This is a genomic window from Pseudomonas sp. S3_G06, from assembly GCF_054667565.1.
The window spans coordinates 4256226-4269018 of record NZ_CP162738.1; the positions used below are offsets into that span (position 1 = coordinate 4256226).

Annotated in this window: 8 protein-coding genes and 2 pseudogenes; 3 read left to right on the forward strand and 7 right to left on the reverse strand. The window is 61.9% G+C overall.

The annotated features are described in order from the left end of the window. Positions 1-42: 42 nt before the first annotated feature. The 4 genes from AB4N47_RS19135 to ptsP form a co-directional block, all read right to left on the reverse strand. Positions 43-1584, reverse strand: a complete 1542-nt coding sequence (locus AB4N47_RS19135; protein ID WP_341639069.1) for an alkaline phosphatase D family protein — start codon at positions 1582-1584, stop codon at positions 43-45. 175 nt (positions 1585-1759) lie between these two features. Then, positions 1760-3493 (reverse strand): PTS fructose-like transporter subunit IIB, encoded by a 1734-nt coding sequence (locus AB4N47_RS19140; RefSeq protein WP_341639068.1) that lies wholly within the window; start codon positions 3491-3493, stop codon positions 1760-1762. Between the two features lie 11 nt (positions 3494-3504). Then, on the reverse strand, positions 3505-4446 hold the full coding sequence (gene pfkB, locus AB4N47_RS19145) for a 1-phosphofructokinase (RefSeq protein WP_341639067.1): 942 nt from the start codon (positions 4444-4446) through the stop codon (positions 3505-3507). Continuing rightward, a complete protein-coding gene (gene ptsP, locus AB4N47_RS19150) occupies positions 4446-7307 on the reverse strand; it encodes a phosphoenolpyruvate--protein phosphotransferase (protein WP_341639066.1) in 2862 nt (953 codons plus the stop codon). Before ptsP ends, pfkB begins: the two co-directional genes overlap by 1 nt. Positions 7308-7612: 305 nt before the next feature. Here ptsP and cra point away from each other — a divergent pair, with 305 nt between their 5' ends. Further along, positions 7613-8608: a catabolite repressor/activator gene (gene cra, locus AB4N47_RS19155; RefSeq protein WP_341639065.1), complete on the forward strand. Its 996-nt coding sequence runs from the start codon at positions 7613-7615 to the stop codon at positions 8606-8608. A gap of 3 nt (positions 8609-8611) precedes the next feature. Continuing rightward, positions 8612-9388: a TatD family hydrolase gene (locus tag AB4N47_RS19160; RefSeq protein ID WP_341639064.1), complete on the forward strand. Its 777-nt coding sequence runs from the start codon at positions 8612-8614 to the stop codon at positions 9386-9388. A gap of 273 nt (positions 9389-9661) precedes the next feature. On the opposite strand, the gene AB4N47_RS19165 is transcribed toward AB4N47_RS19160, so the two are convergent. Continuing rightward, entirely contained in the window at positions 9662-10135 is a 474-nt protein-coding gene (locus AB4N47_RS19165; protein ID WP_341639063.1) for a hypothetical protein, read from the reverse strand. Between the two features lie 268 nt (positions 10136-10403). Between AB4N47_RS19165 and AB4N47_RS19170 the strand changes: the two are divergent. Further along, positions 10404-10601 (forward strand): annotated as a pseudogene (locus tag AB4N47_RS19170) (TatD family hydrolase); the annotation flags it as partial. A 124-nt stretch (positions 10602-10725) separates the two neighbouring features. On the opposite strand, the gene AB4N47_RS19175 reads toward AB4N47_RS19170, so the two are convergent. Together AB4N47_RS19175 and AB4N47_RS19180 are read right to left on the reverse strand one after the other, a co-directional pair. Beyond that, on the reverse strand, positions 10726-11655 hold the full coding sequence (locus AB4N47_RS19175; protein ID WP_373878005.1) for a methyl-accepting chemotaxis protein: 930 nt from the start codon (positions 11653-11655) through the stop codon (positions 10726-10728). After that, a pseudogene (locus tag AB4N47_RS19180) lies at positions 11632-12723 on the reverse strand (methyl-accepting chemotaxis protein); the annotation flags it as partial. The pseudogene AB4N47_RS19180 and the gene AB4N47_RS19175, both read right to left, overlap by 24 nt. Positions 12724-12793: the final 70 nt, after the last annotated feature.

Genomic DNA, 12793 nt, shown 5'->3' on the forward strand with positions numbered 1-12793 from the left:
CCGCTTTCGCGAGCAGGCTCGCTCCCACAGGGGACGCGTTGCTCAGACCGGTTGGAGTTTCTGTTCGAAAACAGCGATGCCATCCAGATCCCGCAACACCACGCTCATCTCGCCGCTTTGCCCTTCGATATTCACCTCACCAAAAAACTGAAACCCGGCAAACGGCGAGGTGTTCTGTGCGGGCGGTGCTTTCTCGAACACCACCTCTGGGCCAAACGTCTTGTCCAGTGGATTCGGCCCGAAACTGCCAGCGTTCAGCGGCCCGGCGACAAATTCCCAGAACGGTTCGAAATCCTGAAACGCCGCGCGGTCCGGATGATAGTGATGCGCCGCGCAGTAGTGCACGTCCGCCGTCAGAAACACGAAATTACGCACCTGCTGCGCACGTAAAAATCCGAGCAATTCGGCAATTTCCAGTTCACGCCCCTGCGCCGGGCCGGGGTCGCCGTTGGCCACGGCTTCCCAACGCGCAACGCCCGGGCTGACCTCGCCGTCCGGCACGCCCAGGCCGATGGGCATGTCGGCGGCGATGACTTTCCACTGCGCCGTCGACGCCTGCAATTCACGCTTGAGCCAGTCCAGCTGTTCACGGCCGAGAAACGGTTTTGCCGCGCCGAGGTTGTCGTCGTTGGCTTCGCGATAGCTGCGCATATCCAGCACGAATACGTCGAGCATCGGCCCGTAACTGAGCTTGCGATAAATGCGCCCGCCGCCGTCCGCCGCCTGCAAACGCATCGGCGCATATTCGAGCCACGCCTGCCGCGCACGGCCGACCAGCTTGTGGATATCTTTTTCCTGATAACGCTCATCCAGCTGCTTGCCCGGTGACCAGTTGTTGACCACTTCGTGATCGTCCCACTGCCAGATCTGCGGCACTTCGGCGTTGAAGCGACGGATGTTTTCGTCCATCAGGTTGTAGCGATAGTTGCCGCGATAATCGTCGAGGGTCTGCGCGACTTTGCTCTTGGCTTCGGTGGTGATATTGCGCCAGATGCGCCCGCTTTCGGTGGTCAGTTGCGCGGGGACCGGGCCGTCGGCGTAGATGGTGTCGCCGCTGTGAATAAAGAAGTCCGGCAGACGCAGGCGCATGGCTTCGTAGATGCGCATGCCGCCGATGTCCGGGTTGATTCCGAAGCCCTGGCCGACTGTGTCACCGCTCCAGACAAAACGAATGTCGCGTTTTGTCGTCGGCACGCTGCGCAGATGGCCGAACCACGGTTCGCTGGCGACGCCGCTCTGCGCATCTTCGAAGTGCACGCGATAGAAGATTGCCTGGTTGGCCGGCAGGCCGGTGAGTTCGACGCGGGCGGTGAAATCGCTGCGCGCATCGGCCAGTGGCGAGACGAATTTGCGCGGGTTGCCGAACAGGCTGCCGGTGTCCCACTCGACCACCATGCGCGCCGGGCGATCGCTGCGACTCCAGATCATCGCGCGGTCGCCGAGCAGGTCGCCGGACTGCACGCCGTCGGTGAGTTGCGGACGATCCTTGACCGAGGCAATCACCGCCGGCGCCAGCCCCGGCAGCAACAGCCCGGCGCCGACCGCTTGCATGACGCGACGCCGACCGAGATTGAAATCGCTCATGGTGTTCTCCCTGCAAAAGGGAAAACTTAAGCACGGGTGTATGAACCCGCTATGACAATGCAGACTCCTGTGGGAGCGAGCCTGCTCGCGAAGGCGTCCTGCCAGTTACCACATCTTCAGCTGGCACTCCGCTTTCGCGAGCAGGCTCGCTCCCACAGGGATTTGGTGTTGTCGGTCAGGCCTTGGCGGGCTCCAGCGGTAGCTCGACAGCCTCAGGCCGTTTAAGCAGCGCATACACCACCGCCGTAACCAGACTCCCCGCGACGATCGCCAGCAGATACAGCAGCGCATGGTTGATCGCATTCGGGATCGCCAGCACAAACAAGCCACCGTGCGGCGCCATCAGCTTGCAGCCGAGGTACATCGACAAGGCACCGGTCAGCGCGCCGCCAGCGATGCTCGCCGGGATCACCCGCAGCGGATCTTTCGCGGCAAACGGAATCGCCCCTTCGGAGATAAAGCACAGGCCCAGCACGAACGCCGCTTTGCCGGCCTCGCGCTCGGTCTGGGCGAACTTGCGCCGGGCAATGAAGGTGGCGATGCCCAGGCCAATCGGCGGCACCATGCCGGCGGCCATGGTCGCGGCCATCGGTGCGTAACTCTGCGAGGCCAACAGCCCCACCGAAAACGCATAGGCAGCCTTGTTGATCGGCCCGCCGAGGTCGACGCACATCATGCCGCCGAGCAACACGCCGAGCAGAATCGCGTTGGTGGTGCCCATGCTGTCGAGGAACTGGGTGAGCGCGGCGAGCATGCCGGCGACCGGTTTGCCGACCACGTAAATCATCACCAGGCCGGTGGCCAGACTGGCCAGTAACGGGATGATCAAGATCGGCTTCAGCGCTTCCAGGCTCTGCGGCAATTTCACATAGCGGGCGATGGCTTTGGCGGCATAACCGGCGATGAAACCGGCAATGATGCCGCCGATGAATCCGGCGCCCAGAGTGCCCGCCAGCAAGCCGCCGATCATCCCCGGCGCAAGGCCCGGGCGGTCGGCAATCGAGTAAGCGATGTACCCGGCCAGCAGCGGCACCATCAGCTTGAACGCGGTTTCGCCGCCGATCTGCATCAGTGCCGCCGCCAGCGTGCCTTCTTCCTTGTACGCGGTGATGCCGAACACGAAGGACAGCGCGATCAGCAAACCACCCGCCACCACCATCGGCAGCATGTACGACACACCAGTAAGCAAGTGTTTGTAGACGCCGGTTTTTTCCGACTTGGCCGGAGCCTTGCCGTCGCTTGCCGCACTTTCCACTGCGCCTTCGGCCAGCGCTTTTTTCAGGGTCGCTTCGGATTGCTTCAGCGCAACGCCAGTGCCGCAGCGATAGATTTTCTTGCCGGCGAAACGCTCGGTGGCGACGTCGATATCCGCCGCCAGCAGCACCACGTCTGCCTCGGCGATGGCCGTTGCGCTGAGCGGGGTTTTCGCGCCAACCGAGCCTTGGGTTTCGACCTGCAATTCATAGCCCAGGCGCTTGGCAGTCTGCTGCAACGCTTCGGCGGCCATGAAGGTGTGGGCGACGCCGGTAGGGCAGGCCGTGATGGCGACGATGCGCGGCGCACGGGGCGTATCGAGCGCCGGTTCGACTGTGCTGGCCACGTAGACTTCGGCTTCTTCAGCACCGCGACGCAGCACCGCTTCGACATCCTGCAAGGCCTGCGCCGGAGCGATCTGGAACACGCGCTTGCCGACGAAGCGACTCATGTCCACCGCGCCAGTGGTGACCAGCAACACCCACTCGGCGGCTTCGATGGTCGCCGCCGACAATTCGCGTTCCGGGTGCGCCGGATCGACCACTTCAACGCTGGTGCTCCAGCCCTGACGCTGCGCCGCTGCATCGAGCAGACGCGCGCACAGCACACTGGTGACCATGCCGTTCGGGCAAGCCGTAACAATGGCTAACTTCATGACAAACCCTCTTATTGTTCTGTCAGGGGGCGCACGCGCACGCCCTGTTCGAGCTGCGCCAGTTGCGCTGCGTCGTTGATACCAAAACCGATCTGGGTCACCGCCATCGCCGCAATCGCGGTGGCGGTGCGCAGGGTTTGCTCGGGGGTGTCGGCGCTAAGCAGACCGTGGAGCATGCCGGCGAGCAATGAATCGCCGGCACCGACCGTGCTGGCCACGCTGACCTTCGGCGGCGAGGCATGCAAGGCCGAGCCGACACTGAACCAGTTGACCCCGTCAGCGCCGTGGGAGATCACCACGTGCTCGATGCCTTGCGCATGCAAACGTGCCGCGGCTTGTGCTTCGGCGATCGGCGAGACCACTTCGCAGCCGAGGGCGTGGGCCAGTTCTTCGGTGTTCGGTTTGATCAGCCAGGGGCTGGCCTGCAACGCGACGCGCAAGGCTTCACCGCTGGAGTCGAGGGCGACTTTCAAGCCGAGCGCGTTCAACCGTTCAATCAGCTCGCGCAACCATTGCGCCGTGACGCCGCGCGGCAGACTGCCGGCGACCACCACCGCATCGTGCCCCGGTGCGATCTGCTGCAAGCGATCAAGCAAGGCTTGCTGCGCCGTTGCATCGACCACCGGGCCGGGGCCGTTGATGTCGGTGATGCGCCCGTCCTGTTCGGCGACTTTGATGTTGCTGCGCGTCTCGCCCGGCACGCGGATGAACGCGTCGACGAAACCGCGCTTGGCGAACAGGGTTTCGAACGCTTGCTGATTGTCTTCGCCGAGAAAGCCGCTGACGGTGACCTGATGGCCAAGATCCGCCAGCACTTGGGCGACGTTGACGCCTTTGCCCGCAGCGTGGGTGTGCATCTCCTCGCTGCGATTGACCTGACCGGCATCCAGCCGTGACAGCTCGACGGTGAGGTCGAGGGCCGGGTTGAGGGTCAGGGTAAGAATCTTGGCCATTACAGGGCCTCCACTAATGCGCGTACTTCATTCGCGCTGCCCACGGCCAGGGCCTGTTGAGCGAGGGTTTGCGCCTGGGGCAGGCTGAGTTCACGGATGCGCGCCTTGACTTCGGCAATGCTGCGCCCGGACACGCTGAGTTCGTCGACACCGAGGCCGACCAGCACCGGCACCGCCAGCGGATCTGCCGCCAGTTCGCCGCAGACTCCCACCCATTTGCCATGGGCATGGGCGGCGCGCACGGTGATGTCGATCAGTTGCAGGACCGCCGGGTGCAAGCCGTCCGCTTGAGCAGACAGGGTCGGGTGACCACGGTCGATGGCCAGGGTGTATTGGGTCAGGTCGTTGGTGCCGACGCTGAAGAAGTCGACTTCCTTGGCCAGCACGGGCGCAAGCAACGCGGCCGACGGCACCTCGATCATGATCCCCAATTGCAGGTCGGCGACTGGAATTTCCAGACGCAGGCGTTCGGTCATGTCGCGGGCCTGGCGCCACTCTTCGACGCTGCCGACCATCGGGAACATGATCCGCAGCGGACGGTTGTCGGCCGAGCGCAGCAAGGCGCGCAGTTGCGCTTCCATGATCTGCGGCCGCTGCAGGGTCAGGCGAATGCCGCGCACGCCGAGGAACGGGTTTTCTTCCTTGGCGATCGGCCAATACGGCAACGGTTTGTCGCCGCCGACGTCGAGCGTGCGCACCACCAGCGGCCGCCCGGCCAGACCATCGAGCACGCGACGGTATTCGGCTTCCTGGGTTGCCTCGTCCGGTGCCTGTGGGTGGGCCATGAAAATCAGTTCGGTGCGCAGCAGACCAATGCCTTCGGCGCCCTGCTCCACCGCGCTGGTCACGCCTGCACTTTCGCCGATGTTGGCGAACACTTCGACGGCGTGGCCGTCGGTGGTGTGCGCCGGTTGATGGCGTTGTTCGGCGGCGATCTTCAGGCGTTGCTCGCGGTTGTCGCGCTCTTCAGCGGCACGCTTGAGGGTCGCGGCATCGGCGTCGACATGCAGACGGCCACGCTGACCGTCGAGCAATAGCGGCGTGCCCGGCTCGAGCAACAGCACCGCTGCACCCGCGCCGACCAGTGCTGGAATACCGAGCGCGCGGGCGACGATGGCGCTGTGCGCGGTAGCACCGCCGCGCGCGGTGAGAATCCCTGCCACTCGCGCAGGATCCAGGCGCGCGACATCGGACGGGCCGACTTCGTCCATCACCAGAATGTATGGTTGCTCAGGTTCGTTCGCGGTCTGCACGCCACACAGCTGCGCCAGCACCCGGCGACCGATGTCGCGCAGATCGGCGGCACGCTCGGCGAGCAAAGCGTCCTGCAGCGATTCCTGCTGTTTGGCGGCGGCTTCGATCACCGCCATCCACGCCGCTTCGGCGCTTTCGCCTTGCTTGAGGCGGGTGTCGACTTCGTCGGTCAGATCCGGGTCGTCGAGCATTTCCTGGTGAGTGATGAAAATCTCGCGGATCGCCTTGGCCTTGCTGCGTTCGATCAAGCCTTGGATGTCGCGGCGCACGTCGCTCAGCGCTTGCTTGAGGCGCTCGCGCTCGATCGCGGCAGATTCGCCGCGCAACGGGTAATCGATGGCTTGCAGCACCTGAATGTGCGCAGGGCCGATGGCGATGCCCGGTGCGGCAGGAATCGCCTGCAACAGGCTGCCGGAGGCCGGAGCCACCAGCACTTCGGCGATGTCGGCGATCACTTCGCGCTGCTGACTCACGGCCGGCAGCGGCTCGACTTCCTCACCGAGGCCCTCTTCAATCGCCGCGAGCAGGGCCGGCAAGGCATCGGCGGCGATGCTCGGCTCGGCGATCAGCTCCAGCACCTGACCGCGCCGGGCGCCGAGGCTCAGCAGTTTGCTCAGGCTCTTCACCGATACGGCGCTGTCCTGGCTGTCGACGATGCGCACGCGGATTTCGCCATCAAAACTCTTCGCCAGTTGCGCGAGGATCTTCGCCGGCCGTGCGTGCAGACCATGGGCGTTGGCCAGGGCAATACGTGCACTCGGCCAATCGGCCGGCAATTCACCGCCCAGCACTTCAAGGACTTTGCGACTGCTGGTGGCGCGGCCCAGTTCGTGGCCGCGACCTTCGATCAGCAACGCGCACAAACGCTCGAGCAACGCCTGATGCGCTTCGCCCAGACTGGCGAGGCAGAACAGACCGCTGAGCGGCTGGCCGAGGTAGCGCATCGGTTTGTCCGGGGTGACAAACGCCAGCCCCGGACGCTTCACGGTCTGCTCGCTGTGCAACCACCACAGGCCATCGCCCAGGGGCAGCGCTTCGACTTGCTGCAACACGCCGGCAAAGCCGTTGCTCACACAATCGGCCTGACGCAGCAGACGTGCGCCGCGCCAGACCAGTTCTTCGAAATCGTCGGCCGACACGCCGAGGCCGATCATCTGCGCATCCAGCGCCAGTTCCTGCGGCGCGCCTTGCAGCAGTTTCAGCAGCGCTTCGGGCGAGCTGGCACGACGGAGGGCCTGGCCCAGATCGGTCTCGCCGAGGGCGCGGGTCAGCAGTTGCAGCAGGCGCAGGTGTTCGTCGGATTTCGCCGCGATGCCGATCGCCAGATAAACGATCTGGCCATCGCCCCAATCGACGCCGTCGGGAAACTGCATCAGGCGCACGCCGGTGGCGAATACCTGATCGCGGGTTTCCGGCGTACCGTGGGGAATGGCGATGCCTTGACCGAGAAAGGTCGAGCCCTGGGCTTCCCGGGCCTGCAGGCCGGCGAGGTAGCCGTCGGCAACCAGACCGTCGGCAACCAGATGACTGGCCAGCAATTGCAGGGCAGCGGGTTTATCCACGGCCGACTGGCCCATGGATATCTGCTCTATAGTGAGCTCGAGCATGCGATCTCCTTTTTGGCGCAGTTCAACGCCAGGTATTGTTTTGAATGGTTCACAGCTTAGGCGCTCTGCCGCGCTTTTCAGCGGCAGTTTTGGCGGTTTCACGGCAGGACCGGCCAAAGGCACCTAAAACGTAGAAAATACGCTTGCTGAAACGTTTAATCTAGATTGATCGGCACGTTACTCGATAATGTCTCATCCTTGAAGTCCAACTGGTCGGATCTGCCCAGGCAATAAGTCGGCTGCCCTTATCGGGTAGGATTGGCGAAAATGTCGCGGCATGCTCGAAAAAACAAGGAAATACCGGGTTGAAACTCAGTGATATCGCGCGGTTGGCCGGCGTCTCCGTCACCACCGCCAGCTACGTCATCAACGGCAAGGCCGAACAGCAACGCATCAGCAACGCGACCGTCGAGCGCGTGCGCGCGGTGGTCGATCTGCATGGCTTCACGCCCAATCCGCAAGCGGCCGGCCTGCGCAGTCGGCACACGCGCACCCTGGGTTTTATCCTGCCGGATCTGGAAAACCCCAGTTACGCGCGGATCGCCAAATTGCTCGAGCAAGGCGCGCGGGCGCGCGGTTATCAATTGCTGATCGCCAGCTCCGACGATGCGCCGGACAGCGAGCGCCAGTTGCTGCAACTGTTCCGCGCGCGTCGCTGCGATGCGCTGATCGTCGCCAGTTGCCTGCCGGCCGGTGATGACAGCTATCGCCAGTTGCAGGCCAAGGGTCTGCCGATCATCGCCATCGACCGGGTCATGGAACCGGAGCATTTCTGCTCGGTGATCAGCGACGACCGCGAGGCCAGCCTGCATCTGACCCAGAGCCTGCTCGATCCGCAGCTCAAACAGATCGTGCTGCTCGGCGCACGGCCGGAGCTGAGCATCAGCCAGGAGCGTGCCGCCGGCTTCCGCGCAGCGCTCAACGATTTCAAAGGCGAGGTGCTGGTCGAGCACGCCGAGTCGTTCAGCCGCGAGTGCGGCAAGCAATTGATGGAAGAACTCCTGCAGCGGCTGGGGCATTTGCCTGACGCGCTGGTGACCACTTCCTACGTGCTGCTGCAAGGCGTGTTCGATGCGCTGCATGATTTCCCGCTGAAATCGCGGCCGCTGCGCCTCGGCACCTTCGGTGACACGCAGTTGCTGGATTTCCTGCCGCTGCCGGTCAATGCCATGTCCCAGCAACACCAGTTGATCGCCGACAAGGCCCTGGAACTGGCCCTGGCCGCCGTGGAGCAGGACGACTACCAACCGGGCGTGCAAGCCATTGCGCGGACCTTCAAGCAGCGTATTCATCGGGACTGAATCGTGGAGCTGATCGACAGCCACACCCACCTCGACTTCCCCGACTTCGACGCCGATCGCGCAGAGTTGCTGGCCGAAAGCCGCGCCCTCGGCGTGCGGCGCATCGTCGTGCTGGGCGTGCATCAGGGCAACTGGCAACGCGTGTGGGATCTGGTGCAGAGCGATGCCGACCTGTACGCCGCGTTCGGATTGCACCCGGTATTTCTCGATCAGCATCGCCCCGAAGATTTGAGCGCGCTGGGGGACTGGCTGACGCGCTTGCGCGGGCATCGACAGTTATGCGCGGTGGGCGAAATCGGCCTGGATTACTTCATCGAAAACCTCGATCGCGAACGGCAACAGGCGTTGTTCGAAGCGCAGCTGCAACTGGCGGCGGACTTCGAGTTGCCGGCGCTGATCCACGTACGCCGCAGCCACGCAGCGGTGATCGCCACGCTCAAGCGCTTCAAGCTCAAACGCGCGGGCATCATCCACGCCTTCGCCGGCAGTCGCGAGGAAGCGCGGGAGTACATCAAGCTCGGGTTCAAACTGGGTATCGGCGGCGCACCGACCTGGCCGCAGGCATTGCGCATGCATCGGGTGCTGCCGGAACTGCCGCTGCAATCGGTGGTACTGGAAACCGACTCACCAGACATGGCCCCCGCCATGTTCCCCGGCCAGCGCAACAGCCCGGCGCATCTGCCGGCGATTTGTGCGGCGCTGGCCGAGCTGATGAATATCACGCCTGAACAACTCGCCGCTGCCAGCACGGCCAACTGCTGCGAAGTCTTCGGCTGGTAGCACCGCAATCCCCTGTGGGAGCGAGCCTGCTCGCGAAAGCGGTGTGTCAGTTACAGCTATTTTTCAGACAGACCGCTATTACGAACAGGCTCTCCCCTACATTCTAGATTGTGCTAAATGATGTAATCACTTAGTGCTTTCAGCACACTACTGCGAAATATTCGATATTCCAATAAGTTCAAGGAATTTGACCAAGACCACAAAGCGGAGGGCACAGAACAGCACATACCACGGCCAAAGTTTGATTTAACCTGCCTACTTCTAAACAGCAAGTCACTTTCCGGGAAAAGTATAGAAGACGGAATTCTCCCCGCTCTCATCAGAGAAAGGAAGATCAAAATCAAACCTGACATACACTCGAGCTTTTTTATTTGCCCCTACATACCCTCCGACAGCCCACTCGTTCCACTTATCGTCCTGTCGCATATTGTCTTCAGAATCTTCACCCCACCATTGAACATCATCAAAACTGAAATGTATGTTGGCCTTATGCCTTCCAAAATAATCTGGATCATTAATTGTGTACTCCGTGGAATAACAGTAAAAAATACTTCCATCGCTACTCCACCAATATCTGTATCTTATTTGTCCCCGGTAAGCTCCCCTGACCGCATGAAGCTCTCCGTCATATAAAGTCGCGTTCTTGCTAAGCCTTTCAAAATTCTCTTTGGTGATAGTATTTTTTTTAGAAACGTTCTCTACACCAGGCGCAGGTCTGCCACCGGAAAATCTGTTACTTGCTTTCATGATCGCTCCTTAAAACATAGTAAAGACAAGATGAAAATAGGTCGGGTCGTTCAGGCCAATTTAGTAAATCCGATTGACCCAACTCGTCCTACTGTAAAACCTGACAGTCCCGACGAGCGGCTTCACTCAGCCGTGCCGAAATCAAGAATCTACGAAGATGCTTGCGCTGAACGCGAAAACGGAAAACTGCGATGGATGTCTAAAGGGCGAGCGAGAGGCAGGGGGATACATCAAGCGGGATTCAACTGGGTCTCGGCAGTGCAACGACCTGCCGGAACTGCCGCTGCAATCGGTGGTACTGGAAACCGACTCACCAGACATGGCCCCCGCCATGTTCCCCGGCCAGCGCAACAGCCCGGCGCATTTGCCGGCGATTTGTGCGGCGCTGGCCGAACTGATGAATATCACGCCTGAACAACTGGCCAACGCCAGCACCGCCAACTGCTGCGAAGTCTTCGGCTGGTAATACTGCCGTCCCCTGTGGGAGCGAGCCTGCTCGCGAAAGCAATCTGTCAGTGACATCGTCAATGCCTGACCCACCGCCTTCGCGAGCAGGCTCGCTCCCACATTTTTGATCCGGTTCCAGCCTTTCAGACGCGAAATGCGCTGATCAGTTGTTTGAGCTCAACCACCTGCGCCGACAGCGCGCGGCTGGCATCTTCGGTCTGGTGCGCACCTTGTGCTGTGCGTTCGCCAGCGCGGTTGATCTCGACGATGTTCTGATCGATGTCGTGGGCCACGGCGGTCTGCTGTTCGACGGCAGCGGCGATCTGCTGGTTCTGGTCGACGATCATGCCCACCGCGCCAAGAATGTTCTCCAGCGCCTGCTGAACCTTCTCCGACTGGCCCACCGTGCCGTTGGCCATCTGATGGCTGACGCCCATGGCCTTCACCGCCGCGCCGACGCCGCCATGCAGTTTGGCGATCATCTGCTCGATTTCTTCGGTCGATTGCTGGGTACGCTTGGCCAAGGTGCGCACTTCATCTGCGACCACGGCAAAGCCGCGCCCCTGCTCGCCGGCTCGCGCCGCTTCGATCGCCGCATTGAGTGCTAGCAGGTTGGTCTGCTCGGCGATGCTCTTGATCACTTCCAGTACACGGCTGATCGACTGGCTGTCGCTGGCCAGTTGATTGATCACCAGCACCGACTGATCGATTTCGCTGGCCAGTGCGGCAATGCTGCCCTGCTGCGATTCCACCAGCCCGCGCCCGCTGAGGGTTTCGTCGTTGACGCTGTGGGCGCTGCTCACCGCCGCAGCAGCACTGCGCGCGACTTCCATTGAAGTCGCCGACATCTGGTTCATCGCCGTCGCCACTTGTTCGATCTGCGACCGCTGCCCAGCGACAGCCTGATTGCTCTGCGCCGACACGCTTTCGACCTGGCCGGCCTGACGCTCGACCTCGCCAACGGTGTGGCCGACACGCTCGATCAGGTCGTGAATCTTCTTCACCGTGCTGTTGAACACCTCGCCCAACTCGCCCAGTTCATCGCGGCTGCTGGCCTTGAAGTTGACGGTCATGTCACCGGCGGCGACCTTGTCCATCATGGCGCCCAGGCTTTTCAGGGTGGTGCGGGTCGAGGCGTAGAAACCGCCATAAAGATAGAAAATCAGCACAAAGACCACCGACAGCGCCGAGGCTTGCAGAATCATGTGCGTGCGGTTCTGCGCCAGACGCTGCTGCAATTGGCTGTCGAGGAATTTCAGCGTGGCCTGATTGAGCTGGTAGGTGTGTTCCATCAGCCCGGTCACTTGGTCGTAAAACGCCTGCCACGGCGCATCGAGGGTGTCGGCCATCACCACTTGTTCTTCGAACAGCTCGCTGGCCTGCTTGAGCGAAGCCTTGCTGCTGTCGGCCTGGGCACTGAGCGATTCGCGTGCGGCGTTGCTGGAGCCGAGGGCGTCTTGCAGTTTCAGGGCGTACTCGGCCTGGAGTTTTTCGATCTGCACCAGCAACTCGTCAAAACGCGTGCTCGAGGAACTGTTGAGAAAACCCTGACCCAACGAATACGAACCCATCGCCCGGCCCTCGCCGAGGGTTTGCGTCACGCTAGGGGTAATCAGCGTGACCAGTTCGCTGAGCTGACGAATGTCGCTCTGGTTGTCGCGGCTCAACCCGGCCTGACTGGTGATGATCTGGCTGAAAATCTGCGCACTGGCCAGCAACTTGCCGATCAGCGCGCTTTTGCTTTGCAGCGAGCTCTCCGCTTGCTGGGCCTTGAACGCGGCGATCATTTCATCGCGCTTGGCCTCGAACTGCCTGATCTGTTCGGGATCCTCGGTCATCGCTGTCAGCCCTTCGAGGCGCGCGAGCACGGCTTGCTCCAGCGTCTGGATCTGCGCCTCGACATTGCCGGCCTTGCCGGACTGGCCGAGGGTGACGTCGATCTGCACCAGGTTGTTCAAGGTTTCCAGATCCCGGCGCAGGCTCAGGCTGCTGCTCAACAGGTCGAGACTTTGCAGTTCGACGCGGGTGCCCTGAAATTCGCGATAGGAATCGCGCACCAGATAGAAATTGGTCACCAGCATCGGCACCAGGAACAGCACGCTGATCAGACTGAACTTCATGCCGAAGCTCAGACGGTTCATCAGCGAGACGGCGGGATAGAGCAAGCTCTTCACTGGAAGTCTCCCTTGGTTTTTCTTGTTTTTATTGGCA